Raw genomic sequence first — 25,545 nt, 5'->3', positions numbered from 1 at the left:
AAAAGCATTGTACCGTCGTCGCCACCTTCAACTAGCTGCCGGCACCAAGCGGTTCCGGTTGGCGTTCCGTCGCTCTCTTTTTCTGTGCAAGTACAACACCAAGAGCGAGCAGGGCAGCACCGAGAGCGCGTCCCCAATCCCAACCCCCGCCTGCAACTAAGAGGATCAGCATCACATAGAAAGGGGCTGCGTTAAGGTGGAAAGACGCAATGCCGATGCCCAATCGAGAGACGCCAAGGATCCAGAAGGCTTGGCTCAACGCCATAGCACCCCAAGCGTAAGTCAACATCATTGACCAGCCCCAAAGCCCCAGCTGGGCCGACTGAGTTCCCTCCCAGCCCATGAACTTGAAAAGCGCAAAGGTCGCAACGCAAAAGATCATCGCACCAATGAATGTTGAGGTGGCTTGCCCGAGCGAGGTCATTTCTGGCAACCCTTTTACCGTCTTGCGAGACCCCCAAGCAAACATCACCGAAGCGGTGCTACCAAGGACAATAGCGCTTCCAAACGTACCGCCTCGCAAATCTGCACCTGCCGCAAGAAACCCGCCGATCAGGACAAGTATCGCTCCTCCAGCAAAGTTCAGCGTCAACTTTCGACCATCAAACATGATTTCAAGAACCACTGCACTTATGGGCATTGTTGCCGCAATTAACGCTGCGGAAACCGGGTCCGTCATGTCTTGGACAACCAGCAGAAGTATTGTGCCAGTGCCGAAACCTAATGCGCCAATAGCAAGAGCGCGCGACCAGGGTGCGTTAATGACCCGCATGGGACCATCAATGATCAACCACAATGGCAACATCAATGCGCAAGCGAGGACGATCCGCGCAGTGATGAGCGAGATAGGCCCCCAAGTCTTCAACAACACATCAGCAGCCGGGAAACCGGTCGCAAATAGCGCAATTGCCGTGATGCAAATGACGTTGCTATGCAGCGCCCTATCAGTGCCAACTGGAGTATTACTTGTCGTTATTTTGCTCACAGGAAGCATCCCCTACCTTAGGTACATGCTTAGTGTTCGCCTCTTTGCCATGCAGTGTCTCGCCGGGAATCGACGCAGGTGTCGCTTTTGCTCTCATGGCTTCTGGTTAGAAGACGTGGTTTTTAGAAACGCTGCTAAACCCCGCGACTTGGTCCAGCATTTTTGGTCCAAAGCGGAAGTTCAAGCAAGCCGCTACAATCGACACATTGGGCTCAAAGCAAACATTCAGATACGAATTTCTCAAATCTGCGCGCTGTGGCCTATCCCGACCGTGGAACGCAAGCCCGGATGTTCCGCAAAAAAGGGGATATCTCGCCGCCCCGCGACATTTTTTCCACCCCTGTTGCCCCTTGCAACATTGCCCTGCCCGCCCCAAGGCACTAAACCGTCACCCAACGGGCGGATTCTGTCGCCTGCGCAAATGTCGAGACTTAACTACATAAGAATTGGGAGACACCCATGGCCGACGCCGCCATCGAGGGACACGATCACGACGAACGGGGCTTCTTCACCCGTTGGTTCATGTCCACCAACCACAAAGATATCGGTATTCTGTACCTCTTCACCGCCGCGCTGATGGGGTTCATCTCCGTGGCGTTCACCGTCTACATGCGGTTGGAGCTGATGGAACCCGGTGTGCAGTACATGTGCCTTGAAGGCGCACGTTTCACCGCTGCGGCAACCGCAGATTGTACGCCAAACGGCCACCTCTGGAACGTTTTGATCACCGGCCACGGCATCTTGATGATGTTCCTCGTCGTGATCCCCGCCCTGTTTGGCGGCTTCGGCAACTACTTCATGCCATTGCAGATCGGCGCGCCTGACATGGCGTTCCCACGCATGAACAACCTGTCCTACTGGATGTATGTGGCCGCCTGTGCGCTTGCTGTCGCGTCGTTGTTGGTTCCCGGCGGTAACGATCAGGCCGGCTCCGGCATTGGCTGGGTGCTCTACGCGCCGCTGTCGACGACGGAACAAGGCATGTCGACCGACTTCGCGATCTTCGCGGTGCACATGTCGGGGGCGTCTTCGATCCTTGGCGCGATCAACATGATCACCACCTTCCTGAACATGCGCACGCCGGGCATGACCCTGCACAAGGTGCCGCTGTTCTCGTGGTCGATCTTCGTGACCGCGTGGCTGATCCTGTTGTCCCTGCCGGTTCTGGCGGGCGCCATCACCATGCTGCTGACCGACCGTAACTTCGGCACAACCTTCTTCGACGCCGCTGGCGGCGGTGACCCGATCCTGTACCAGCACTTGCTGTGGTTCTTCGGGCACCCCGAGGTGTATATCGTGGTTGTTCCGGGCTTCGGCATCATCTCCCACGTGATCGCCACCTTCTCGCGCAAGCCGGTCTTTGGTTACCTGCCGATGGTTTACGCGATGGTCGCCATTGGCGCGCTGGGCTTCGTGGTCTGGGCGCACCACATGTACACCGTGGGCATGTCGCTGACGCAGCAGTCCTACTTCATGCTGGCCACGATGGTGATCGCGGTGCCGACAGGCATCAAGATCTTCTCATGGATCGCGACAATGTGGGGCGGCTCGATCGAGTTCAAAACCCCGATGCTGTGGGCCATGGGCTTCCTGTTCCTGTTCACCGCAGGCGGCGTAACGGGCATCGTGCTCAGCCAAGCGGGCATCGACCGCGCCTATCACGACACTTACTACGTGGTGGCTCACTTCCACTACGTGATGAGCCTCGGGGCCGTGTTCTCGATCTTTGCGGGTATCTACTTCTACCTGCCGAAAATGTCGGGCCGCATGTATCCTGAATGGGCGGGCAAGCTGCACTTCTGGACGATGTTCATCGGCGCAAACATCACCTTCTTCCCGCAGCACTTCCTCGGGAGGCAAGGTATGCCACGTCGCTACATCGACTACCCTGAGGCGTTTGCCTACTGGAACTACGTCTCCTCCTGGGGCGCGTTCCTCAGCTTCGCGTCGTTCCTCTTCTTCATCGGCGTCATGGTCTACACCCTGACCAAAGGCCGCCGCGTGACGGAAGCCAACCCGTGGAACGAATATGCGGACACGCTGGAATGGACCCTGCCGTCCCCTCCACCGGAGCACACGTTCGAAATCCTGCCAAAGCAGGAAGACTGGGACAAGGCGCACCACTAGGTGCCCATCCAGCACATAGACCTTGCAGGAAGGGCCTCGGATTATCCCGAGGCCCTTTCTACTTACAACGACAAAACGCCTGAATGGCGGGTGCTGCTGTACCCGCACCGGTCCCTGCCCGCGACGGGCTTTGTCTGGGTGATCGCCGTCCTGTGCTGCGGCCTGTCCGTCCCGCTTTTCGGCGTCTTCGGCACCGCCGCTTTCTGGGGCGTTCTCCCCTTCCTGATCATCACGGTCGCCGCTCTGTGGGGTTTCATCATGCGCAACTACCGCGACGGCCATATCGTGGAGGAGCTGACCCTGTGGCAGGACCGGCTGACGCTGGTCCATATCGACCCCAAGGGCACCCGCAAGGACTGGCAAGCCAATCCCTACTGGGTGCAGGTGGCAGAGCATAAAAAGCCGGTGAAGCACTACCTCACGCTGAAAGGCGGCCCGCGCGAGGTCGAGCTGGGCGCGTTCCTCTCCGCCGAAGAGCGCATCGCGTTGAAGCACCAGCTCGAGGACGAGCTTAAAAACCTCGCCGCTTAGGGTCCCTTTCCTTCGTTCATAAGTATCCCGGGGGTTTGGGGGCAGAGCCCCCATGCCTGCGCGGCGAGCGCGAAACAATCATGCGCGGCTGTTGCCGCACAATCAGATCACCGCACGCATCGTTAACCAAATACAACCCCGCGCCCGCTATACCCGCAGCCGTTCGAACCTTCGGCGCATCAAGACGTGTCGTCGTATCCATTCGTGGTTTCTTGGGAGGGCGCAGCCGTCAGATTGCTCTGATGTCTCCCGCGCCCTTCTCCGAAGTCACCGGTGATTTCAGGCGAAAGGGCATACCAACCCTCAAGCAAGGCGTGAACCACATCTCGGCGGCGCCGCCTCTCTATGGAACTCTTTCAAGATCGAGCAGGATGATCCCGCCAGCCCAAGGCTCGCGCGGGTCAAATGTGCGCGCGTTATCCCAGCCGCGCCTTCACCATCGGGCCAACGGCCCCGAAATCCATCTGGCCGGTGTATTTGCCCTTCAGGATGCCCATGACCTTGCCCATGTCGCGGATGCTTTGGGCGCCCACTTCGGCAATCGCGGCGTCCACGGCCGCCTCCGAGGCGGCGGCGTCCAGCTGCGCGGGCAGGAAATCGTTGATCACCTTGATCTCCGCCTGTTCACGCTCCGCCAGTTCCAGCCGCCCGCCCTCTTCATAGGCTTTGGTGCTTTCCTGCCGCTGCTTTACCATCTTGCCCAGGATCGCCAGAATTTCGTCGTCGCTGACCTCGCGGCCCTCGCTGCGCAGATCAATGTCGCGGTCCTTGATGGCGGCGTTGATCAGCCGCAAAGTGCCCAGACGGTCGGCGTCCTTGGCTTTCATGGCCTCTTTCAGCGCGTCGGTGATCTCGGTGCGTTTGTCTTTCGACATCAAAAGTGCCTCACAGCGGTTTCGGAACGCAGCTAACTATCACAAATGGTCAATATCACAAGTCACCATAACCCAACGTCGTTCTCAGGCCAAAACAACCCCTAGTGGCGGTTGACCCCACCTGCCCCACTCCTTAGGTTCCGACAAATTTTGCCCATAGCAGCTTCAGAGGGAATCGCCACATGTCCTCCAAACCCACCGCATGCCTTGTTCTGGCCGATGGAACGGTCTTTTATGGGATGGGCTTCGGCGCGACGGGCCGCACCGTGGCCGAGCTGTGTTTCAACACCGCGATGACCGGCTACCAGGAGATCATGACCGACCCCAGCTACGCGGGCCAGATCGTGACCTTCACCTTCCCCCACATTGGCAATACCGGCGTCAATCCAGAAGATGACGAGACCGCCGATCCAGTCGCTGACGGCATGGTCGTCAAGTGGGACCCGACCGCATCCTCCAGCTGGCGCGCCACTGAAGAGCTTGGCGCATGGCTGGCAAAACGCGGACGCATCGCCATGGGCGGCGTTGATACGCGCCGCCTGACCCGCGCCATCCGCGCCCAAGGCGCGCCGCATGTTGCAATGGAACATAACCCCGACGGCGAATTCGATCTCGAAGCTCTGGTCAAGGACGCCCGTGCCTTCAAGGGTCTCGAAGGGCTGGACCTCGCCAAAGAGGTCACCTGCGCACAATCCTACCAATGGGACGAAACCCGCTGGGCCTGGCCCGACGGCTTCGGCAAACGGGCCGAGAAGGGCCACAAGGTGGTTGCCGTGGATTACGGCGCCAAGCGTAACATTCTACGCTGTCTGGCCTCGGCTGGCTGCGACGTCACTGTGCTGCCTGCGACCGCCACTGCCGAAGACATCCTGTCGTACAACCCAGACGGCGTGTTCCTGTCCAACGGCCCCGGCGACCCTGCGGCTACCGGGGAATATGCCGTCCCCGCGATCAAGGGCGTGCTAAAGGCAAACATCCCGGTTTTCGGCATCTGCTTGGGCCACCAAATGCTCGCTTTGGCCTTGGGCGCCAAGACCATCAAGATGAACCACGGCCACCATGGCGCGAACCACCCGGTCAAGGATTACACCACCGGCAAGGTCGAAATCACGTCGATGAACCACGGGTTCACGGTCGACACACAAACCCTGCCAGCAGGCGTCAGCGAAACCCATGTCTCGCTGTTTGACGGATCCAATTGCGGTATTTGTGTGGATGGCAAACCCGTGTTCAGCGTGCAGTACCACCCCGAGGCGTCGCCCGGACCGCAAGACAGCTATTACCTGTTTGAACGCTTCGCCAAAGCCATGGCCGACCGGGCCTTGGCAACAGCCTAGGCATTAACCTGCGTTTAACCCTGGTGGGGGCAATTTGCCCCTGACATGAACGCGCTCAATTTCCACTTCCGGCAACGCCGGTCCGCCGGTCTGCCCGACCTGCCCCGCAAGACGGGGAAGTTGCGCCTTGGTGACCTGCTGATCCGCGACGGCGCCCTGCGCCCTGACCAGGTCGCCGAAACGCTGCGATTGCAGACCGGGGTCGAAGCGCCGTTGGGCGAGATCATCGCCGATCGCGGGATGCTCAGCCGCAACGCGATCACCCGGGCTCTTGCGCGGATGCATGACACCTCGACCGTCGATCTGGCCCGCGACCGGCCAGATCCCCGACTTGCCGAACTGGTCAACCCCGCCGATTGCCTGCGCTATCAGGCCATCCCGTGGCAGCGGCGCGGCGGGATCACGGTTCTGGCCTGCACCAGCCTCGATCAGGCGGCCCCGCTTGCGCGCCAGCTATCTGAAACGGCGGGCCCAATCCGGTTTGTGGTGGCCAACCGGGACGCCCTGCATCACGCAATCGCCGCCATGCATGGGCGCGCCCTGGCCGCTTTGTCGGAAACCCACACGCCGCTCCACCAAAGTTGCCGCGACTGGTCGGGCAAACGGATGCTTGGCGTTGTGATCGTGTTGGCCTTGCTCGCGGTTGCAATGCTTGCCACGGCCCCGGCGTTGCTGGGCGCGGTGCTGTTCTGGACGGCGACCGCGACCCTTTTGGTCAACACAGCACTCAAGGCCGTCTGCGTCGTGATCTCGCTCAGGAAGGCCGCCGCGCCGTCTTCATTTAGGCATTTGAGCACATCGACCCCCTCGAAATTGCCCAAAATCTCAATCCTGGTGCCGCTCTTCAAGGAGGCCAACGTCGCCGCCAACCTGATCAAGCGGCTCGACAGGATCGACTACCCCGCCCCACTGCTGGAGCTGTGCCTGGTGGTGGAGGCCGATGACATGCTGACCCGCCGCGCCGTGCGCGACGCCACCTTGCCCGACGGCATGAAGGTGATCACCGTGCCGACCGGGCTGCTGAAAACCAAGCCACGGGCGATGAATTACGCGCTGGATTTCACCTCCGGCTCGATCATCGGGGTCTATGATGCCGAGGACGCGCCGGACCGGGACCAGCTGACGCGCGTTGCCGCCAAGTTCCGGCGCGCGGACCCCAAACTCGCCTGCATTCAGGGCGTGCTCAGCTTCTACAACCCGCGCGCCGGTTGGCTGGCGCGGTGTTTCACCTTTGAATATGCGGGGTGGTTTCGGGTGATGTTGCCCGGCCTGCAGGCGCTGGGCTTCGCGATCCCGCTGGGCGGCACCACGCTGTTTTTCCGGCGCGATGCTTTGATCCGCCTTGGGCGGTGGGACGCGCATAACGTGACGGAGGATGCCGATTTGGGCATGCGGCTGGCGCGTCATGGCTACCGCTGCGAGATGCTCGACACGATCACCGGGGAAGAGGCCAATAACCGGTTCTGGCCCTGGGTGCGGCAAAGGTCCCGCTGGCTGAAGGGCTACGCGATGACCTATTGCGTGCATATGCGTAACCCGCTGGTTTTATGGCGGGATCTGGGTCCAAGGCAATTTGTGGGCTTCCAGATATTGTTCCTTGGCACATTGCTGGCCTTCTGCCTTGCCCCGGTCTTGTGGTGGACCGCCGCGCATTTTCTCAGCGGCGGCCGGGTCCCGGCGGTCGCGGGGCTCAGCGGTGGTCATATGTCGAGCCTGTCCATGCTCTTCCTCGCCTGCGAGGCGGTGACCCTGTCCTTGTTTCTTGTTGCTGGCTGCAAATTGGATCACAGGCCCGCCTTGGCGTGGATCTTCACCCTGCCCGTCTACTTTATGCTGGGCACCCTCGCCGCCTACAAAGGGGTGGCAGAGATGACGTGGAAACCGTTTTTCTGGGACAAGACCGAACATGGCGTCAGCCCTGCAGAGGCACCAGCCTCAAAGATCGCCGGCGGCGTCGATCTTGAGCCTGACCTCATACGCGATGGAAAGGTGGTCTTTCAGCGCCTTGGACGCGGCGACAGCATCCCGCGCCTCGATCGCGCGGACAATCGCGTGGTGCTCGTCCAAAGCAACCGCGCCGCGCCCGTCAGCCGCCAAAGAGGTCGAGGCCAGCAGCGCCATCGAGCGGTAAACGAGGTCTAGCTGCTGCACCAGATAGCGGTTATGCGACGCGCGGTGCAGCTGCCGGTGGAACCTGCGGTTCGATTGGCTCAGCTCCGCAGGCTTGTCCAACAGCTCGCGGTCCCGCTCGACCATATCGTAGAGCACCTTGATTTCTTCAGGCGCGGCGTGTTGCGCTGCCAGCTCAGCGGCGAGCCCCTCCAGCGCGCCGCGCACCGTGTAAAGTTCGGCCATCTGGTCGTGGTCCAGCGAGGCCACGATCAGGGATCGGCCATCCCGCGCAAGCAAGGATTGCGTCTCAAGCCTTTGTAAAGCCTCGCGAATTGGGGTGCGGGAGCCGCCAAACCGATTGGCCAGCTCGCTTTCCACCAGCCGGTCACCGGGTTTGTAGACGCCAACATCGATTGCATGCAGAATTGCCTTATACGTGTTGCTTTCCACCGGTTTGGCCATGTCAGTCTTGTCCCCGCATTATGCTGTCAGAAAAGCTAGACACTTGCCGCAAGGCACACAAGCATTTCCCGCTTTCGGCATGGCTTCCAACGGGTTAGCGTCCGCGACATGAAAGACGGCTTCGATCATGTCGACACCTGGGTGTTTGACCTCGACAACACGCTCTACCCGCCAGCGATGCGGCTGTTCGACCAGATCGAGGCGCGGATGGTGGCCTATGTGATGGATGTGCTGAATGTGGACCGTGCGAAGGCTGACCGGCTGCGCCGCGACTACTGGCACGCGCATGGCACCACTTTGGCGGGGCTGATGGCCGAGCATGACATCGACCCGGAACCGTTCATGGTCGACGTACATGACATTGATTTCACCGTTCTTCGCCCCGATACGGCGCTGCGCGGCCAGATATCGAAGCTGCCGGGGCGCAAAATTGTCTACACCAACGGCTCAGCGCCTTACGCAGAAAACGTGTTGCTTGCCAGAGGGTTATCCGGCCTCTTTGATGCGGTTTATGGCGTGGAACATGCGCAATACCGCCCCAAGCCGGAGGCTGCCGCCTTTGAGCGGGTCTTCGGGTTGGACGGGTTGGATGGCACCACGGCGGCCATGTTCGAAGATGAGGGGCGCAATCTGGAGGTGCCCCATGCAATGGGGCTGCGCACCGTGCATGTTGCGCCCCAGCCGGACCCGATGCCCTACATCGACCACCACACGAAAGACCTCAGCGGCTTTCTGGCGCAGGTGGTCGATTGAGCCTTGGAACGCGGCGTTAAGGGCTTAGGTTTGGCGTATGAGTGAGAACACCAAAATCCTGATCTCCGGCGGCGGCGTGGCGGGCCTGACGGCCGCGTGCCTGTTTGGCAGCAACGGCTTTGACGTCGTCTGCGTGGACCCCGCCCCGCCCATCACGGATCGCGACACGGATGGCGCAGATTTGCGGTCCACGGCGTTTTTGCAACCCTCAGTTCATGTGCTGGAACGTGCCGGCGTCTGGCACCAGCTCAGCAACCATGCGACCGCGCTGCAGACCATGCAGATTGTGGATGCCGGCGAGGACGGGCAGCCGCGCATCGCGCGGGCCTTTGACGCCTCCGACATTTCTGAACTGCCCTTTGGCTGGAACCTGCCCAACTGGCTGATCCGGCGCGAATTGGTGAAGCGGATTGAGGCATTGACCAATGTCGATTTCCGCCCCGGCGTGGCGACGCAGCGGATGCTGGCGCGTTCTTCCGGTGCGAAGGTTTGGTTGAGCAATGGGGAACAAATACAGGCCGATCTGGTGATCGCCGCCGATGGGCGCGGGTCGCCGTTGCGGCAGGCGGCGGGGATCGAGGTCAAAACCAAGCGCTACGGGCAAAAGGCCATGGCCTTTGCCGTGACACACCCGATCCCGCATGACCATGTGTCGACCGAAATTCACCGCACCGGCGGGCCGTTCACACTGGTGCCGCTGCCCGATTACGAGGGCGTGCCAAGCTCTGCCGTCGTGTGGATGGAGGACGGCCCCAAAGCGCAAGACCTGTTCGCCTTGGATGACGCCGCGCTAAACGCCGCCATGTCGGAACGGTCCTGCCACATGTTCGGGCCGCTAACGCTGGCGTCCAAAAGGTCGATCTGGCCTATCATCAGCCAGGTGGCCTCGCGCTTTTCCGACCGCCGCTTGGCCTTGGTTGCCGAAGCCGCACATGTGGTGCCGCCGATTGGGGCGCAGGGGCTGAACATGAGCCTTGCCGACCTGCAATCGCTGTTGGAGCTGAGCGGCAAACACCCCTTGGGCAGCGACGACATGCTGGACGCCTATGACAAAGAGCGGCGCCGCAATGTGGCTTTGCGGGTGGCCGGCATCGATCTGCTGAACCGCACCTCGCAGTCAGAGGCCGATTGGGTCCGCGAATTGCGCAGCTGGGGCATTGGCGTCATTCACGACGCCAAGCCAGTGCGGACCACATTGATGAATATGGGACTAGGCTTGCGCTAGGCGGAGCCAAACTTTCGAGGAAAGTTTGAATTCAAATTCTCGATGAGAATTTGGCGCCTCAAAGAACCTTGTCCGCCGTGGCTTTGAACCGCGCCAAAGTGCCATCCACGTCATAAAGCTTGTCGACCCCGAAGAGCCCGATGCGGAAGGTCCTGTAGTCATCCGGCTCATCACATTGCAGCGGCACACCGGCGGCGATCTGCATCCCCTCACCGGCGAATTTCGACCCGTTCTGGATCGCGGGATCATCCGTGTAGCTGACCACCACGCCCGGCGCGCCAAACCCGTCGGCGGCGACAGACACGATGCCCTTGGACTTCATGTAGTCCCGCACGCCATTGCCCAGCGTCCACTGCGCTTCGCGCAGGCGTTCGAACCCGTAGTCGCGCGTCTCGATCATTGTGTCGCGGAAGGCTTTCAGCCCGTCCGTGGGCATGGTCGCGTGATACGCGTGGCCCCCGCCCTCGTAGACCTCCATGATGTCGAGCCACTTTTTCAGGTCGACCGCGAAGCTGTCCGAGGTCGTCTCGTTGATCCGCTCACGGGCAAGCGCGGACATGCACACGATCCCGGCGCAGGGCGTGGCCGACCACCCCTTTTGCGGGGCGGAGATCAACACATCCACACCCGTGGCCTTCATGTCCACCCAAGCGCAGCCCGACGCGATGCAATCGAGCACCATCAACGCGCCGACCTTGTGGGCCGCGTCAGCCATTTGCGTGATGTAGTCATCGGGCAGGATCACCCCTGCGGATGTTTCCACATGCGGGGCGAAGACCACGTCGGGTTTTTCTTTGGCGATGCGGGCCACCACGTCCTCGATCGGCGCGGGGTGGAAGGGCGAACGGGTGTCGTTGCCGGTCTGGCGGGCTTTCATCACGACCGCCTCGGAGGTCAGGCCACCCGATTCAAAGATTTGCGACCAGCGGTAGGAGAACCAGCCGTTGCGCACGACCAGCGCCTTCTTGCCGCGGGCGAACTGACGCGCCACGGCCTCCATCCCGAAGGTGCCGCCGCCCGGCACCAGGGCCACGGATTGCGCGTTGTAGACGTCTTTGAGCATGCTGGAGATGTCGGTCATGACGCCCTGAAACGCCTTTGACATAGAGTTGAGCGAGCGGTCGGTGAAGACCACGCTGAATTCTTCCAAGCCGGTTGGGTCCACAGTGTCGAGCAATGCCATTTGAAGTCCTCCAATGTCTTTGGGTGTTTGATATGGGGCCGGCACGGGGAAGGCAAAGTCTATCTTGGTATACTGTGGCGGTCGCGCCGCCCGTCGCGTGGCCGATGATCGCTAGACGTTTCCTTTGGTGGACTACCCCGCCCGAATAGCCGCGATCTTGTCCCTGATCTCTTCCCATTCCGGCAGCATCCTGCGCATATGCCGCCTACGAAACGGCATCCAGAGCCACAACAGCGGGAATTTGCGCGCATTGCGGCGGGTGATCGCCGCGACCAGCTCCGCCTCATCAAAGCCTGACCAGATGCCCGCAATGGAATGCAGGTTTGGGATGCAGACGGGGTAGACCTCTTCAAGCAAGATCCGGTCCAGCTCCGCCTCATCGAAAGGCGACGCCGCCAGAGCGCTTGCGATGTAGTCCAACTCATCGCTGATATCGGTGTCGAGAAACAGCTCGGACATGTTGATCCACACCCGTTCCCGCGCTGATTGCGTGTCGTTCATCCCAGCGGCCCCGCCAGACGTTCTTCGCTGAGCAGCACGTTGGCTTCCACATTACCGACGCCCGGCAATGTCATGACGCGGCGCCTGAGCACACGTTCGAAATCGGATAGGTCCCGGGCAACCACGCGCAGGCGGTAGTCGTAAAGCCCAAGCACGTGCTGCACGGTTTGCACCTCGGGGATGGCGGTGACGGCGCGCTCAAAATCCTCCAGCGACACGCGGCCCTTGGTGGCCAGCTTGACGCCCAGAAAGACGGTCACGCCGAAACCCAGCTTTTCGGCGTCGAGGTCCACCCGCCTGCCCGTCAGGATGCCATCCTCTTGCAGCTTGCGGATGCGCCGCCACGTGGCAGGTTGGCTGAGGCCGAGGGCTTTGCCCACCGCCCCCGCGCTTTGGGTCGCATCCCGGGCCAGCGATTTGAGGATCGCGAAATCGGTAGTGTCGAGATCGGTCATATCGGCAGCGTCTCGGAGGATTTGATGGTGGCGACATGCATCAGCGCCTCAAGTTCCGCGATATGGGGCAGCGTCAGGATGTGGTCGCGGTAGAGCGTCTGGTAATGCGCCATGTCGCGCGCCACGACAGAGAGACGCACATCGACGACACCCAGGAAGGTCTGGATGGCGATGACTTCGGGGATTTGGCGGGCGGCGGCTTGGAAGTCGTCAAAGGCATTTGATTGGGTCTTGTCCAAAGTGAAGCGCAGCGAGACCTCAACCGCATACCCCAAGGCGGCCCAGTCGATGGTGGCGTGCTGGCCTTTCAGCACCCCTTGGCGGGTCAATTTATCCAGCCTGCGGGTTGCGGTTGCGGGCTGCATGGCACAGCGTTCCGCCAGCTCGGATATGGGGGCCAGCGGGTCGGCCTGAAGCTGCCGCAGAAGGCGTCGATCGGTATCGTCTAACATGATTTTTGCATATCACGGAATTTTTGCGAATAACACTGTCGATTTTTTGTAGATTTCACATCGCTTTAATCTGTTTTCTCAGTGCATGCTGCGTAAATTGCCGTCAGGACTTCAACCCAAAAGAGGAGCGCCTAATATGCGCGTTTACTACGATCGCGATTGCGATGTTAACCTGATCAAAGACAAAAAAGTAGCGATCCTGGGCTATGGCAGCCAAGGTCATGCCCACGCGCTGAACCTGCGCGATAGCGGCGCGAAAAACCTGGTCGTGGCACTGCGCGAAGGCTCTGCCTCCATCGCGAAAGCGGAAGGCGAAGGCCTGAAGACCATGGGCATCGCCGAAGCCGCTGCTTGGGCCGACGTCATCATGTTTACCATGCCCGACGAGCTGCAGGCCGAGACCTACAAGAAATACGTGCATGACAACATCCGTGAAGGTGCGGCCATTGCATTCGCCCACGGGTTGAACGTGCATTTCGGGTTGATCGAGCCGAAAGAAGGCATCGACGTCATCATGATGGCGCCCAAAGGCCCCGGCCACACCGTGCGCGGCGAGTTCACCAAAGGCGGCGGCGTGCCGTGCTTGGTTGCGGTCGACAAAGACGCATCGGGCAAGGCGCTGGAAATCGGCCTGTCCTACTGCTCCGCCATTGGCGGCGGCCGTTCCGGCATCATCGAGACCAACTTCCGCGAAGAGTGCGAAACCGACCTGTTCGGCGAGCAGGCAGTTCTGTGTGGCGGTCTGGTCGAGCTGATCCGCATGGGCTTTGAGACACTGGTGGAAGCCGGCTACGCGCCTGAAATGGCCTATTTCGAGTGCCTTCACGAAGTGAAGCTGATCGTGGACCTGATCTATGAAGGCGGCATCGCCAACATGAACTACTCGATCTCCAACACGGCTGAATACGGTGAATACGTCTCCGGCCCGCGCGTGTTGCCATATGACGAGACGAAGGCCCGGATGAAAGCGATCCTGACTGACATTCAGACCGGTGCTTTCGTGCGTGATTTCATGCAGGAAAACGCCGTCGGCCAGCCCTTCTTCAAGGGCACGCGTCGTCGCAATGACGAGCACCAGATTGAAGCGACAGGTGAGACCCTGCGCGGCATGATGCCTTGGATTTCGGCTGGTAAGATGGTCGACAAAACCAAAAACTAGGTGCCACGCCGCGCGACTGCGCGTAGACAAAAACAACAAAAGGCATCGCTTGCGATGCCTTTTTCATTTAGGTCACGGCTTATGACGTCTTCCAAGTCTCCCGGTCTCATTAACTGGCTCACGCTTGGCCTTCTTGGCCTGATTTGGGGCGCGTCCTTCATGTCCACTGCCGTGGCGCTGCAGGGGGCCGGCCCGCTGAGCGTGTCAGCCATCAGGCTGGCCATCGGTGCCTTGGTTCTGTTCGCCGTGGCCCGCGCGATGGGACACCGGCTGCCGCCTCGATCCGACCGCAAGCTTTGGTTGTGCATCATTGGCATGGGCGTCTTTTCCAACGCCGTGCCCTTCACGCTGCTGGGGTTGGCGATCCAATATGTGCCCTCCGCCTTTGCGGGTGTGACCATGGCTGCGGTGCCGCTGCTGGTCTTGCCATTGGCACATTTTCTTGTGCCGGGTGAGCGCATGAGTTGGATTAAGTGCGCAGGCTTTGCCATTGGTTTCGTTGGCGTTTTCATTCTCATCGGTGGACTGTCGATCTTTGAGGCTGGCGGGGACACATTGCCCAAGCTGGCCTGCATCGGCGCCGCGTTTTGTTACGCCATCGGGTCGATCATCACCCGGCTTGCCCCGCCCGCGCATCCTATCGCCTTCTCCACCGGCGGGCTGGTTATCGGCGCGCTCATCATGGTGCCGCTTGCCTTGATGTTTGAAGGCCTACCCGGCGCCATGCCCGCCAATGCGATCGCCGCGCTGCTTTATCTGGCGCTCTTGCCGACCGCATTGGCCACGATCTTGCTGGTCCGCGTGATCCAGTCCGCGGGGCCCAGCTTCATGAGCCTTGTCAACTACCAGGTGCCGGTCTGGTCGGTGCTCTTCGGCGTTGCCCTGATGTCTGAGGCCTTGCCCGCCAGTTTCCTCTTGGCTCTCGGGCTGATCCTTGGGGGGCTGGCGCTGACCCAGGCCGCCCAGAAGCGCCTTGGCCGTTACCCGTCCGCATGAACGATACGGTGCCGACCGAAGCATGCGTGTTCCCCCTCGCCGCGCCGACCAAGAGCGGATAAGCCAGTGACATGAGCACCCCTTCCCCCGAAAACCCCGGCCTGGCCAACTGGATATTGATCATCAGCCTCGGCGTCATCTGGGGCGCGGCCTTTATGCTGGTGCGTCTGGCGCTGGACGGGTTTGGGCCATGGACCGTTGCCGCCGGGCGGACGCTGGTGGGCGGGCTGATCTTATGGGCCGTTGGCTCCGCTATGGGGCAAGGGCTGCGCAGCCTGCCATCCGCGCGGGCCTGCGTTTTCTCCGCCATTATTGGCGCGGGCGCCGTGGCCCTGCCCTTCGCATTGCTCAGTTGGGGCCAGCAGCACGTGCCGTCCGCCTTTGCGGGCGTGGCAATGGGTGTGGTGCCGCTATTGGTGCTGCCGCTGGCCGCGATATTCTCCAAAGAGGAAGGCATAGGGCCGCGCCGCGTGATCGGGATGATCATGGGGTTCATCGGGTTGGCCATCTTGTTGGGGCCGGAGGCGTTGAACCCTTCCGGTGCGCCTTTAGAGACCTGGGGCCGCATAGCCTGCATGGGGGCCGCCGCGTGCTACGCTTGCGGATCGATCATCACCCGCCGCGCGCCGAAGATGCCGCCGCTGGCCTTCGCCACCGGGTCCTTGCTGGTCGCGTCCCTGATATTGGTGCCGATCGCATTGGTGAAAGAAGGCCTGCCCGCCGCATTTCCTGCCGGCCCCGGCCTCGCGCTCCTGTTGGCGGCCTTACTGCCCACAGCAGCCGCTGCCGTGATCCGCGTGCGGGTGATCACGACGGCGGGCAGCGTGTTCATGTCACTGACCAGCTACCAGGTGCCTGTGTGGTCCGTCATCTTCGGGGTCGCGTTGCTGGGCGAGGACCTGCCGCCGCAACTGTTCATCGCCTTGGCGTTGATCCTGTCGGGCATTGCGATCAGCCAATCGCGCGCATTGAGGGCAATGTTTGCCCGCTAAACCGCCGCTTCGACCGCCTGCACGACCGAGGCGACGACGGCATTCAGATGCCCCTCATCTTCGCATTCGGCCATGACGCGGATCAACGGCTCGGTCCCGGATTTGCGGATCAGCAGCCGGCCATTGCTTTGCAAATCGGCCTCCGCCTGCGCGATTGCGGCCTGCACTGACGCCTCGTTCAACGGCTGCTTGCCCGCGCCGAAGCGCACATTTTCCAGCTTTTGCGGCACGGTTTCGAACTGCCGCACAAGGGTCGAAGCCGCCTGCCCCGTTTGCACCATTGCGGCCAGGAATTGCAGGCCCGCCATCAGCCCGTCGCCAGTGGTGGAATGGTCGGTCATCACGATATGGCCGGATTGCTCACCACCCAGATTGTAGCCCTTCTCACGCATCGCGGCGACCACGTAGCGGTCGCCCACATTGGTGCGTTCCAGTCGCAGGCCCTGGGCCTGCATGTGACGCTCCAGCCCGAGATTGGACATGACCGTGGCCACCAAAGCGCCGCCTTTCAAAAGGCCAGCCTCGTGCCACCGGGTCGCCAGCAGGGCCATCAGCTGGTCGCCATCCGCCACCTGCCCCGTCTCGTCCAGCACCATCACGCGGTCTGCATCGCCGTCGAGGCAAATGCCCACATCCGCGCCATGCGCCACCACGGTTTCGGCAGCCAGTGACGTATTGGTCGAGCCGCAGCCTTCGTTGATGTTGAACCCGTTGGGCGAGACACCGACCGGGATCACCTCTGCGCCCAATTCCCACAGCACTTCGGGCGCGGCCTTGTAGGCGGCCCCGTTGGCGCAGTCGATGACCACTTTCAGCCCGTCGAGCCGCAGCCCGCTGGGGAAAGTGGCCTTGGCGCGTTCCACATAGCGGCCGCGGGCATCGTCGATCCGCTTGGCGCGGCCGATGTTTTGCGGCTGCGCGGGCAGGATGTCACCATCCAGCAGCGCCTCGATCTCGTGCTCAGCCGCGTCGGACAGCTTGAACCCGTCGGGGCCGAAGAATTTGATGCCGTTGTCGTAATGCGGGTTGTGGCTGGCGGAGATCATCACGCCCAGATCAGCGCGCATCGACTTGGTCAGCAGACCGATGGCCGGCGTGGGCATTGGCCCCAGCAAGAACACATTCATCCCCGTCGAGGTCAGCCCCGCCGTCAGCGCGTTCTCCAGCATGTAGCCTGATAGCCGGGTGTCCTTGCCGATGACAACACGGTGCTCGTTGCCGTCCTGGCGGAAGTAGCGGCCCGCCGCCGCGCCCAGTTTCAGCGCCAATTCGGCGGTCATTGGGAAGGTGTTGGCGCGACCGCGCACCCCGTCTGTGCCAAAAAACTTGCGTGCCATGTGCTTAGTCCTGCTTGTTATTATTGACCGCGTGCCAAAGGGCGAATGCCTGCGCGTGCTCCTCTATATCATGTGCCCGGATGATCTGAACACCCTGCATAAGCCCATGCAGCGCAATTGCGATCGACCCTGATGCACGTTTGTCAGCCTGCGGCTCATCCGCGATGGTGCCAATGAAGCGTTTGCGCGACACGCCCAGCAGGATCGGGCAGCCAATGCCGTGAAACAGGCTGAGGCCCTGGATCAGCGCCAGATTATGCGCGGCGGTTTTGCCAAAGCCGATGCCCGGATCGACGATAATCTTGGAGCGGTCAATGCCCGCCTGTTCCGCCGCCGCCACGCGCGCGGCGAGGTAGTCATACACATCGAGCAGCACGTTGTCGTAGCTGGGGTCATCCTGCATCGTTTTCGGATCGCCCTGCGCATGCATCAGGCAAATCGGCGCGCCGGTTTTTGCCGCGGTGTCAGCCATTTGCGCGTCAAAGCTGAGCGCCGAGACATCATTGAGCAGCCCCGCCCCCGCCTGCACCGCCGCATGGGCAACCGCGGCCTTGCGGGTGTCGATGGAGACGGGCGTCGTCACCTGCGCCGTTTTCAGCGCGGCGATGACTGGTGCTGTGCGGGCGATTTCCTCGTCTACCGGCACGAAGGCCGCGCCGGGGCGTGTGGACTCGCCTCCGATATCAAGTATGTCGGCCCCCTCAGTGACCATGCGTTGGGCATGGACTACCGCGGCCTCCGTCGTAGTGAAGCGCCCGCCATCGGAAAAGCTGTCGGGCGTTGTGTTGAGCACCCCCATCAGCTTGGGCGCGGCCATGTTCAGACCCGCAATATCCGCGCGCGGGGCGCTGAGGCGGACCAGAACGTCGCTTGGCACATCGCGCAGGCCTATCAACTCTGGCGGTTTGCCGCGCTTGAGCTGCTCGACATGGGTGAACCACACGCGCGGGTTGCCTGCCAGCGGCAACGCGCCGTCTGGGCGGTGATGATCGGTCTGGGCCAGCGGGCGGAAATAGGTCGTCATGGCGCTACAGTGGAAGCGCATCCCCCGCCAGTAAAGCCGAAACTGGCATGGCGGTGCCGGGCGCGTGCAGGCCCTCCCCCAACGAGATGGTGCCTTTGGCACCGAATTCCTGCGCAAACCAATCCGTCAGGGCGGCGGCGTCCATCTCGCTCAGGTCAGGGCCGTCGGTGGCATCCAGCACGATTTTCGAGGGCGCCCAGACGCTGATCTGGCCGTTTTTCATGGCCCAATCCAATTCCGTGCGGGTGGCGACCACAACGCAGCGTTTGTCGCGCCCGGCCAGCACCCATGCGTTTTGCTCAATCGCCAGCAGGTCGATGCGGCGTTGCGCGGCAGGATGCGCGGCAATCGGGGCAGCCGTGTCGCCCGTTCCGACGCAAAGGATCAGCGGCAGACCCTGGCCCTCAAGCCGGTCCAAGACGCCGCCGAGGTCATCGCTGACGCAGATGTCATTGCCGAGATAGGCCACCAGCGGCTGCACCTCATCTTCCGGCTCCACCAGCGAGACCATGTCGCGGTCGCGCACGATTTCGACGCCCAAGGCCCCGGGGCCGCGATCCAGCTTTTCGATACGCACGAAGACGCGGGCCGCGCGCGGGTCAATCAAGATATCCTCGGCAACGCGTTCCGCCAGCGTTTCGAGCAGGTTCAACCGCTCGGACGACAATTCGCGGTCGATGGCTTCGGTGATCGTGTCGTAGCTCATGATGCGGTCTACATCATCATCCAACCCATCGGGCAGCCGCACCTCGACCACGATGTTGAAGCAGATGCGCTGCGTGGTGCCGCGTTCGGCCTGAAACGCCCCGATTTCCACCTCGCGGATATGATCACGCAAAGAGATGCGGTCGCGGGGCTCATCGGCCATGGCCTCGGACCGTTCGGAGGGGTGGGCAAAGGCCAGTCTGATTTCGGATGTCATGTGCCTTGGCCTCGCTCAGTGTCTGTGCGGCATCTGTAGCGCTCTCGGCGCCCTATGTCGCCGAGAAAGCCGGTCTGAAAGCTGCCAAAAGCGACGTTACGCCGGTTTGTAGAACAGGTGCACACCCATCTTCGCGGTGCGGCGGAATTTGCGGGCCCAGGAGGGGCGCACGGCGGTCGTGTGGTAGTAAAGCGCCCCACCCGCCAGCTTGCGCGGCGCGCCGTCCAGCATCATGCGGGCGATCTTGCCGACGCGGGCGAAGGCCGCTGGCTCGCTAACCGTCTCTGGACGCCCGTCGCAGGTATAGGTGAATTGGCAGGCGTATTTGCGCCCGGTTCCTTGATTGATCACGGCGCAAACACTGTTTGGGAAACGCGAAGAGCTGACCCGGTTGAGGATCACCTCAGCCACGGCGATCTGGCCTTTCAGGGATTCGCCACGCGCCTCGAAATACAGCGCCTCTGACAGGCACCGCCATTGCGCATCGCCCGTGGCCCGGGGCCGCGCATTCAATTCCGACAATTGGTAGGTCAACGCCCCTGATCCGCGTGGCGCCGCGCCTTCAATTGGCGTCGCGATCTTGGCCACCCGCGCGCTGCGCAACCTGGTTTTTCCGGTGCGATCCGCATTGATCAATTTCAGGAAAGCCGGGCTGATCACCGTGTCTTCCTGGACCGCCGACACATTCGGGTTGGCCGAGGTCGAGCCGACGCCGCTCAGAATTTCATCGGCAAAGGCTGGCATCGCGCCAAAAGCCGCGACCGCAAGGGCCGCCATCACAGAGGTCTTGGTACTCATCACACCGTCCTAATCTTTGTGGTCAGCGCCAAGTTGCGCCGACCTGCAGCCCCCCAAACGGGTGCAATTCACACATAATTAAGGTCTCGGGGGATATAGGGGCCTCGGCGGCAGGCGTCTAGCCACAGGGCCAAAACGCCGCACTTCATGGACAAAGCTCCACCATATCTGGTGGCTGTCACCTATTCAGGAACAAATGACCCGTCTTCGGGGAATTCAAAATCCTCTTCGACGGCTTTGGGATCGCGAATCGCCAGATGGGCCGCCGCCAATCGGGCAATCGGCACCCGGTAAGGCGAACAAGACACGTAATCGAGCCCCAAGCTGCGGCAGAACGCGATGCTGTCGGGGTCACCGCCATGCTCCCCGCAAACCGACAGCGTCACCTTGGAACGCACCTTGCGCCCCCGCTCAACCGCCAATTCCAGCAGCTCGCCAACTCCGTCGCGGTCCAAAGCGTGGAACGGATCTTCGGGGAACACGCCTTTCTTGACGTAGTCCGACATGAACCGCCCCGCATCATCGCGCGACAGCCCATATGTCATCTGGGTCATGTCGTTGGTGCCAAAGCTCAGGAACCCGGCATGGGTGGCAATGTCACCTGCCCGCAGCGCGGCGCGCGGCGTTTCAACCATGACACCCAAGCGGTAATCCAACGTCTCGCCGGTTTTCGTCATGATGTCAGCGGCAACCGCGTCAATGCGCGACTTCACCAGTTCCACCTCACGCTTGGCGGAGACCAGCGGGATCATGATCTCTGGCACCACCTTCGGGTTGTCGTCGGTTTGCGCCTGCAAGGCGGCCTCAAAAATGGCACGTGCCTGCATGTCGTAAATTTCGGGCACTGTGATGCCCAGACGGACGCCGCGCATCCCCAGCATGGGATTGAATTCCTTAAGCCCGTCAATACGTTGCTGGACTTCCTTCGCACTCAGCCCCATCGCCTCTGCCATCTCGCGGATGCCACCACGGCTGGAGGGCAGGAATTCGTGCAATGGCGGATCGAACAGGCGCAGGCAGACGGGGCGATGCGACATGATCGTAAACAATTCCGCAAAATCGTCGCGCTGCATGGGCAAAAGCCGCGCAAGCGCAGCGGTGCGATCTGACCCGTCTTCGGCAAAAATGGCCTCGCGCAGGACGGTCAGGCGGTCTTCGGCAAAGAACATGTGCTCTGTCCGGGTCAGTCCAATGCCTTCGGCCTCAAACTTGCGGGCCACAGCGGCTTCGGTCGGCGTATCCGCATTTGCGCGCACGCCGATGTCGCGATGCTCATCTGCCCAGCTCAGCAGCGTTTCCAGCGGCCCGCCGATACCAGCCTCAACCAGCTGCACCTGCCCCGCAAGCGCCTGCCCTGCAGTCCCGTCCAGCGTGATGATATCGCCGGCCGCAAAGACGCGGCCATCCTTGGTGGTGAGCATTTTCGCCTTGGGATCAATGTCCAGGTCAGACGCGCCGGACACGCAAGGCAGCCCCAATCCGCGAGCAATAACAGCGGCATGGCTGGTTTGCCCGCCGCGTTCCGTCAGGATGCCACGGGCCGCGTGCATGCCGCGAATATCCTCGGGCGAGGTTTCGCGACGCACCAGGATACAAGCCTCCCCCTGCGCGGCGGAGGCTTGTGCGGCGAGCGTGTCGAACACAAGCTTGCCGGTCGCAGCGCCGGGGCTGGCGGCGATGCCTTGCGAGATCACGTCCCGTTTGGCGTCCACATGCACCTGTTGGTGCAACAAATCGGGGATCGCTTTCGGCTCAATGCGCAGCACCGCGTCGGCTTCGCTGATGATGTCGTCTTTTGCCAAGGCCACGGCGGTCGCCACCGATGCGCGCGCGCTGCGCGGGGCGACCACGGCGTCCAGAATGCTCAGCTTGCCGCCTTCCAGCGTGAATTCGATCTGCATTTCTTCGCGCAAACCTGTGCGAGAAACACCCCCCAAGCGCTTGAGTTCCTGATATATTTCCGGCTGGTTGTCCTGCAGGCTTTCGCCGCGCGGATCGGAGGTCAGGTACATCGCCCGCCCCTCACCGCTCAGCGCATCGCGGCCCTGCGATTGCGGCAAATACCGCCCCATCCGCTTGGGCGCGCCGTCTTCGGGGTTGATGAACTGGATGACGCCGGAGCCGCTTTCGCCTTTGCCCAGACCGAAGGCCATGCGTTGCACAACGAGGCCCAGGCCGGCGTCTTCGGGGGCGCCTTTGGACATGCGCAGCAATCGGGCGGAGGTGCCCTCCCACGCGCGGGCCATGGATTTCAGCACCTCGAACAGCTGCACTTCGATGTCCTGGGGGAACTCCTCCTCCATTTCGTGCTCATAGGCCTCGTAAGCTTTTTCTACTGTTAAATCAGGGACATCGAACATGTCCTCGTCCAGACGGGAGACCTCGATCGCGTAGGATTGGATGAATTTCAGGTGCAGTTTCCGGGCCGCATCTGCGCCCAAACGGGAGGCGAAAAAGGCCTCGTTGGTGCGGTTCATGCCGATGTTGAGCACGGTGGACGGGCCACCCCATTCGGGTTTTTCCGTTGAGGCACGGACACTTAGCACGGGCCAGCTGCCGAAATGATCCAGCAGCTGCTTCAGATCAGGGCGCTGCCCAGAGGCGATTTTGCGCACCAAGGGGATGGACAGCGCCACCGTGTCGGGGACCGGCATGCCCAATCTTATCAATCTTTGCAGACACTTAGCACGCGTTCCGTGCAGGCGGCGGCTGATGCCGGCCGTCTGGGTGATCAGCTCAAAATTGATCGAGTCTAGCATCACACACGTCCTTATACTGCGGTGCAGCATAGACGCATAAATGTGTCAATCAACCGTTACATTGCGGAAAGTGGGACTGTGTGTCCCAATGCGCAAAGCGCGTTTTGGGGCATTTTGGGACAAAACATTTTGGCCGTTTCCCCAAAATGGGACAAAACTTTTTTGTTAAAGGTGGGTTAATATTTGGTGGTCGGCGCGTGACCTCGGGGTCCCCGCTTTCGCGGGGATGACAAGGGAGAGGGGCAAGGCGGGGTTAACCCCGCCCTACGGTCCGGTTCAGCCTTCCAGCTTCGTCAGGTCCGCCACGCCGCCGCAGATGACGCGGATGCGGTTGAGCAGGCAGAGGCGATTGCGGCGGACGATCTCCGCATCGGCATTGATTTTGACGGCCTCGAAGAAGGCGTCGATTGGCGCGCGCAGGTCGGCCATGGCGGTCATGGCGGTGGTGAAATCCTCCGCCTCCATCGCGGGGGTGATTTTGGCCTCCGCCGCATCGAGGGCTGCGAAGAGGGTTTTTTCTTCGTCGGTTTCGGCCAGTTCGACTTTGGGATCGAGCTCGTAGCTGACGCCGTCTTTTTCTTCCTCTTTGGACAGGATGTTGTTGGCGCGTTTGAAGCCTTGGATCAGGTTCGCGCCGTCCTCGGTTTTAAGCGTTTCCGACAGGGCCTCGGCGCGTTTGACCAAGAGGGTTAGGTTGTCGTTGCGGGGCGTCGCGCCTTCCGGCGCGCTATCTGAAGTAGAGATGCAGGCGTCGATGACATCATGGCGGATGCCTTTATCCTTTAGAAAGACTTTGAGTCTATCGTGGAAGAAAGAAAGGAGGTCATGACCCTTTTGAACAATAGCATCAGTCGCTTGTTCATATTCAGCGGGAGTATTTTCTTCGTCAACCGAACCCCACGGAATTTCTGAAAGCGCATCAGTTAGCGCAACTAGGAATTCCACATTAGAGCCTGTTAAATCCAATGCGCGTTTGAGAATTGCATTACACGTTTCATCGCTGACCGGAGTAACTTTGGTGAGTATGATCCCGCCCAGATGTTTTTCCGCTACTGGAAGCAAACGAAAAGAGTTTTCATTTTCGAAAATCAGCCGAATGACACCGAGCGCAGCGCGGCGTAGTGCAAAGGGGTCTTTCGAGCCCGTCGGTTTCTCGTCAATCGCCCAGAAACCCGTCAGTGTGTCGATCTTGTCGGCGAGCGCAACCGCGACCGAAACGGGTGCAGTTGGGACGTCATCGGATGGGCCAAGCGGGGAATAATGTTCTTCGGCGGCGTTGGCGACCTCTGCTGGCAGGCCAGCGGCCTCGGCGTAGTAGCGGCCCATGAGGCCTTGGAGTTCGGGGAACTCGTAGATCATCTCGGAGCTGAGGTCGGCTTTGGCAACTTTCGCCGCCTGTTCGGCCAGGTCGGGATCAGCGCCGACGACAGGCGCGATTTTGCGGGCGAGGGCTGCGATGCGGTCAATACGCTCTTTCTGGCTGCCAAGCTTATTGTGGAAGGTGACATTCTCCAACGCGTCGAGCCATGGTTGCATCTTCTCGCCCTTGGCGATGCGCAGGTCGTTTTCCCAGAAGAATTTGGCATCCGACAGCCGCGCGAACAGCACCTTTTGGTTGCCCGCAAGGATGGTCGCGCCGTTGTCTTCTGTTTCGACATTGGCGACGGTGACGAATTTCTCGATCCGGCCCGTCTTGGGATTGCGGACGGAGAAGAATTTTTGGTGCTCTTTCATTGAGGTTTGCAGGACCTCGGGGGGGAGGCCCAGGAAGGTCTCGTCAATATCGCCCATCAAGACGACGGGCCATTCGACAAGGCCCGCGACCTCGGCCAGCAGGCCCTTGTCTTCGACGATCTCCAGACCTTGCGCGAAGGCGGCGGAGGTGGCATCGGCCCAGATGTGGTCGGCACGTTCTTGCGGGTCGAGCACCACGTGGGCGCGTTTGAGTTTGGTGGAGTAATCCTCGAACGAAGAGACAGAAAATGGCTGCGGGGCCATGAAACGGTGGCCCTCGGTCTTGTCGGCGGATTGGATGCCGTCCACGTCGAGCGGCACGATTTCCGCGCCCGCCTCGTCGGTGAGGATGCACAGGATGCGGTGAAGGGGGCGGACCCATTTCAGGTTGCCGGAACCCCATTTCATGGATTTGGGCCATGGGAAATTGCGGATTGCAGCTTCCAACACCTCGGCCACGATATCGGCGGCGGGGCGGCCCGGCTTTTCGATGATGGCGAAGAAGACTTCGCCTTTTTTGCCGAGGTCGCGCCGCTCCAACTGGTCTTGCGAAAGACCTGTGGAGCGTAAGAAGCCTTCCAAGGCTTTTTCCGGGGCGTCCGTCCTTGGGCCTTTGCGCTCCTCACGGACGGCTTTGGACTCGGACGTCAGGTCCTCGACCGTCAGGGCCAAGCGGCGTGGGGTCGAAAAGCTGCCTGCGGAGGCGTAGGTGAGACCTGCCTCGACCAGCCCGTCGGTGACCAGCTTTTTCAGATCCGCCGCGGCACGGGCCTGCATGCGGGCGGGGATTTCTTCGGAGAAGAGTTCGATCAGCAGATCAGGCATA

At 61.3% G+C, this 25,545-nt stretch carries 21 protein-coding genes and 1 pseudogene; 9 read left to right on the top strand and 13 right to left on the bottom strand.

Annotated elements, in window-relative coordinates; all coding sequences use genetic code 11:
- Nucleotides 1-31: 31 nt before the first annotated feature.
- A complete protein-coding gene (locus Q0899_RS01795) occupies nt 32-985 on the bottom strand; it encodes a DMT family transporter (protein ID WP_299190944.1) in 954 nt (317 codons plus the stop codon).
- 459 nt (nt 986-1,444) lie between these two features.
- Between Q0899_RS01795 and ctaD the strand changes: the two genes are divergently transcribed.
- Nucleotides 1,445-3,112, top strand: a complete 1,668-nt coding sequence (gene ctaD / locus Q0899_RS01790) for a cytochrome c oxidase subunit I (RefSeq protein ID WP_298292300.1) — start codon at nt 1,445-1,447, stop codon at nt 3,110-3,112.
- Nucleotides 3,113-3,643: a DUF2244 domain-containing protein gene (locus tag Q0899_RS01785; RefSeq protein ID WP_299190943.1), complete on the top strand. Its 531-nt coding sequence runs from the start codon at nt 3,113-3,115 to the stop codon at nt 3,641-3,643.
- Between the two features lie 416 nt (nt 3,644-4,059).
- Here the strand turns inward: Q0899_RS01785 and Q0899_RS01780 are convergent, their stop codons facing one another.
- Complete coding sequence (locus Q0899_RS01780; RefSeq protein ID WP_298292304.1) at nt 4,060-4,518, bottom strand: GatB/YqeY domain-containing protein; 459 nt, start codon at nt 4,516-4,518, stop codon at nt 4,060-4,062.
- A 182-nt stretch (nt 4,519-4,700) separates the two neighbouring features.
- Here Q0899_RS01780 and carA point away from each other — a divergent pair, with 182 nt between their 5' ends.
- Nucleotides 4,701-5,855, top strand: a complete 1,155-nt coding sequence (gene carA / locus Q0899_RS01775) for a glutamine-hydrolyzing carbamoyl-phosphate synthase small subunit (RefSeq protein WP_298292306.1) — start codon at nt 4,701-4,703, stop codon at nt 5,853-5,855.
- Nucleotides 5,856-5,900: 45 nt separating this feature from the next.
- Nucleotides 5,901-7,514, top strand: a pseudogene (locus tag Q0899_RS01770) (glycosyltransferase family 2 protein); the annotation flags it as partial.
- A gap of 276 nt (nt 7,515-7,790) precedes the next feature.
- Here the strand turns inward: Q0899_RS01770 and Q0899_RS01765 are convergent.
- Entirely contained in the window at nt 7,791-8,429 is a 639-nt protein-coding gene (locus Q0899_RS01765; protein ID WP_298292308.1) for a GntR family transcriptional regulator, read from the bottom strand.
- Between the two features lie 108 nt (nt 8,430-8,537).
- On the opposite strand from Q0899_RS01765, the gene Q0899_RS01760 reads away from it, so the two are divergent.
- Nucleotides 8,538-9,182: a pyrimidine 5'-nucleotidase gene (locus Q0899_RS01760; protein ID WP_299190942.1), complete on the top strand. Its 645-nt coding sequence runs from the start codon at nt 8,538-8,540 to the stop codon at nt 9,180-9,182.
- A gap of 37 nt (nt 9,183-9,219) precedes the next feature.
- Nucleotides 9,220-10,407 (top strand): UbiH/UbiF family hydroxylase, encoded by a 1,188-nt coding sequence (locus Q0899_RS01755; protein ID WP_299190941.1) that lies wholly within the window; start codon nt 9,220-9,222, stop codon nt 10,405-10,407.
- A gap of 58 nt (nt 10,408-10,465) precedes the next feature.
- On the opposite strand, the gene Q0899_RS01750 is transcribed toward Q0899_RS01755, so the two are convergent.
- The 4 genes from Q0899_RS01750 to Q0899_RS01735 all read right to left on the bottom strand — a co-directional run bounded on the left by Q0899_RS01750 (nt 10,466) and on the right by Q0899_RS01735 (nt 12,998).
- A complete protein-coding gene (locus Q0899_RS01750; RefSeq protein ID WP_299190940.1) occupies nt 10,466-11,590 on the bottom strand; it encodes an aminotransferase class V-fold PLP-dependent enzyme in 1,125 nt (374 codons plus the stop codon).
- Between the two features lie 132 nt (nt 11,591-11,722).
- On the bottom strand, nt 11,723-12,091 hold the full coding sequence (locus Q0899_RS01745) for a hypothetical protein (protein ID WP_298358712.1): 369 nt from the start codon (nt 12,089-12,091) through the stop codon (nt 11,723-11,725).
- The gene (locus tag Q0899_RS01740) at nt 12,088-12,546 is read right to left on the bottom strand and encodes an Lrp/AsnC family transcriptional regulator (RefSeq protein WP_298292316.1); all 459 of its coding nucleotides are present in this window, start codon (nt 12,544-12,546) and stop codon (nt 12,088-12,090) included. The genes Q0899_RS01745 and Q0899_RS01740 overlap by 4 nt, the downstream gene beginning before the upstream one ends.
- A complete protein-coding gene (locus tag Q0899_RS01735) occupies nt 12,543-12,998 on the bottom strand; it encodes an Lrp/AsnC family transcriptional regulator (protein WP_298292318.1) in 456 nt (151 codons plus the stop codon). Before Q0899_RS01735 ends, Q0899_RS01740 begins: the two co-directional genes overlap by 4 nt.
- A 136-nt stretch (nt 12,999-13,134) precedes the next feature.
- Here Q0899_RS01735 and ilvC point away from each other — a divergent pair, with 136 nt between their 5' ends.
- The 3 genes from ilvC (at nt 13,135) to Q0899_RS01720 (ending at nt 16,145) form a co-directional block, all read left to right on the top strand.
- Complete coding sequence (ilvC, locus tag Q0899_RS01730) at nt 13,135-14,157, top strand: ketol-acid reductoisomerase (RefSeq protein WP_299190939.1); 1,023 nt, start codon at nt 13,135-13,137, stop codon at nt 14,155-14,157.
- A gap of 81 nt (nt 14,158-14,238) precedes the next feature.
- Nucleotides 14,239-15,153: a DMT family transporter gene (locus Q0899_RS01725; protein WP_299190938.1), complete on the top strand. Its 915-nt coding sequence runs from the start codon at nt 14,239-14,241 to the stop codon at nt 15,151-15,153.
- Between the two features lie 71 nt (nt 15,154-15,224).
- Complete coding sequence (locus tag Q0899_RS01720; protein ID WP_299190937.1) at nt 15,225-16,145, top strand: DMT family transporter; 921 nt, start codon at nt 15,225-15,227, stop codon at nt 16,143-16,145.
- On the opposite strand, the gene glmM is transcribed toward Q0899_RS01720, so the two are convergent.
- The 6 genes from glmM to glyS all read right to left on the bottom strand — a co-directional run bounded on the left by glmM (nt 16,142) and on the right by glyS (nt 25,544).
- On the bottom strand, nt 16,142-17,482 hold the full coding sequence (glmM, locus tag Q0899_RS01715; RefSeq protein ID WP_299190936.1) for a phosphoglucosamine mutase: 1,341 nt from the start codon (nt 17,480-17,482) through the stop codon (nt 16,142-16,144). The genes Q0899_RS01720 and glmM overlap by 4 nt on opposite strands.
- 4 nt (nt 17,483-17,486) lie before the next feature.
- Nucleotides 17,487-18,506: a dihydropteroate synthase gene (gene folP, locus Q0899_RS01710; protein WP_299190935.1), complete on the bottom strand. Its 1,020-nt coding sequence runs from the start codon at nt 18,504-18,506 to the stop codon at nt 17,487-17,489.
- A 4-nt stretch (nt 18,507-18,510) separates the two neighbouring features.
- A complete protein-coding gene (locus tag Q0899_RS01705; protein ID WP_299190934.1) occupies nt 18,511-19,428 on the bottom strand; it encodes a dihydroneopterin aldolase in 918 nt (305 codons plus the stop codon).
- A 96-nt stretch (nt 19,429-19,524) separates the two neighbouring features.
- Entirely contained in the window at nt 19,525-20,226 is a 702-nt protein-coding gene (locus tag Q0899_RS01700) for a cell wall hydrolase (RefSeq protein ID WP_298358728.1), read from the bottom strand.
- Nucleotides 20,227-20,408: 182 nt separating this feature from the next.
- Nucleotides 20,409-22,985 (bottom strand): putative PEP-binding protein, encoded by a 2,577-nt coding sequence (locus Q0899_RS01695; RefSeq protein WP_299190933.1) that lies wholly within the window; start codon nt 22,983-22,985, stop codon nt 20,409-20,411.
- A gap of 276 nt (nt 22,986-23,261) precedes the next feature.
- Nucleotides 23,262-25,544 carry a glycine--tRNA ligase subunit beta gene (gene glyS / locus Q0899_RS01690; RefSeq protein ID WP_299195182.1) on the bottom strand — a complete coding sequence of 761 codons (2,283 nt, stop codon included), beginning with the start codon at nt 25,542-25,544 and terminating at the stop codon, nt 23,262-23,264.
- Between the last annotated feature and the right edge of the window lies 1 nt (nt 25,545).

It is taken from the genome of uncultured Litoreibacter sp. (assembly GCF_947501785.1).
Lineage (GTDB): Bacteria > Pseudomonadota > Alphaproteobacteria > Rhodobacterales > Rhodobacteraceae > Litoreibacter.
The sequence above is the reverse complement of the archived record's forward strand: the minus strand, read 5'-3'. Positions and strand labels throughout refer to the sequence as shown.

Coding starts and splice junctions, on each gene's coding strand:
- Q0899_RS01700 (WP_298358728.1), bottom strand. CDS start 20,226: ATGAGTACCAAGACCTCTGTGATGGCGGCCCTTGCGGTCGCGGCTTTT.
- Q0899_RS01755 (WP_299190941.1), top strand. CDS start 9,220: ATGAGTGAGAACACCAAAATCCTGATCTCCGGCGGCGGCGTGGCGGGC.
- ilvC (WP_299190939.1), top strand. CDS start 13,135: ATGCGCGTTTACTACGATCGCGATTGCGATGTTAACCTGATCAAAGAC.
- Q0899_RS01765 (WP_298292308.1), bottom strand. CDS start 8,429: ATGGCCAAACCGGTGGAAAGCAACACGTATAAGGCAATTCTGCATGCA.
- glmM (WP_299190936.1), bottom strand. CDS start 17,482: ATGGCACGCAAGTTTTTTGGCACAGACGGGGTGCGCGGTCGCGCCAAC.
- Q0899_RS01720 (WP_299190937.1), top strand. CDS start 15,225: ATGAGCACCCCTTCCCCCGAAAACCCCGGCCTGGCCAACTGGATATTG.
- Q0899_RS01760 (WP_299190942.1), top strand. CDS start 8,538: ATGAAAGACGGCTTCGATCATGTCGACACCTGGGTGTTTGACCTCGAC.
- folP (WP_299190935.1), bottom strand. CDS start 18,506: ATGACGACCTATTTCCGCCCGCTGGCCCAGACCGATCATCACCGCCCA.
- carA (WP_298292306.1), top strand. CDS start 4,701: ATGTCCTCCAAACCCACCGCATGCCTTGTTCTGGCCGATGGAACGGTC.
- Q0899_RS01750 (WP_299190940.1), bottom strand. CDS start 11,590: ATGGCATTGCTCGACACTGTGGACCCAACCGGCTTGGAAGAATTCAGC.
- Q0899_RS01740 (WP_298292316.1), bottom strand. CDS start 12,546: ATGACCGATCTCGACACTACCGATTTCGCGATCCTCAAATCGCTGGCC.
- glyS (WP_299195182.1), bottom strand. CDS start 25,544: ATGCCTGATCTGCTGATCGAACTCTTCTCCGAAGAAATCCCCGCCCGC.
- Q0899_RS01735 (WP_298292318.1), bottom strand. CDS start 12,998: ATGTTAGACGATACCGATCGACGCCTTCTGCGGCAGCTTCAGGCCGAC.
- Q0899_RS01705 (WP_299190934.1), bottom strand. CDS start 19,428: ATGACATCCGAAATCAGACTGGCCTTTGCCCACCCCTCCGAACGGTCC.
- Q0899_RS01725 (WP_299190938.1), top strand. CDS start 14,239: ATGACGTCTTCCAAGTCTCCCGGTCTCATTAACTGGCTCACGCTTGGC.
- Q0899_RS01780 (WP_298292304.1), bottom strand. CDS start 4,518: ATGTCGAAAGACAAACGCACCGAGATCACCGACGCGCTGAAAGAGGCC.
- Q0899_RS01745 (WP_298358712.1), bottom strand. CDS start 12,091: ATGAACGACACGCAATCAGCGCGGGAACGGGTGTGGATCAACATGTCC.
- Q0899_RS01695 (WP_299190933.1), bottom strand. CDS start 22,985: ATGCTAGACTCGATCAATTTTGAGCTGATCACCCAGACGGCCGGCATC.
- ctaD (WP_298292300.1), top strand. CDS start 1,445: ATGGCCGACGCCGCCATCGAGGGACACGATCACGACGAACGGGGCTTC.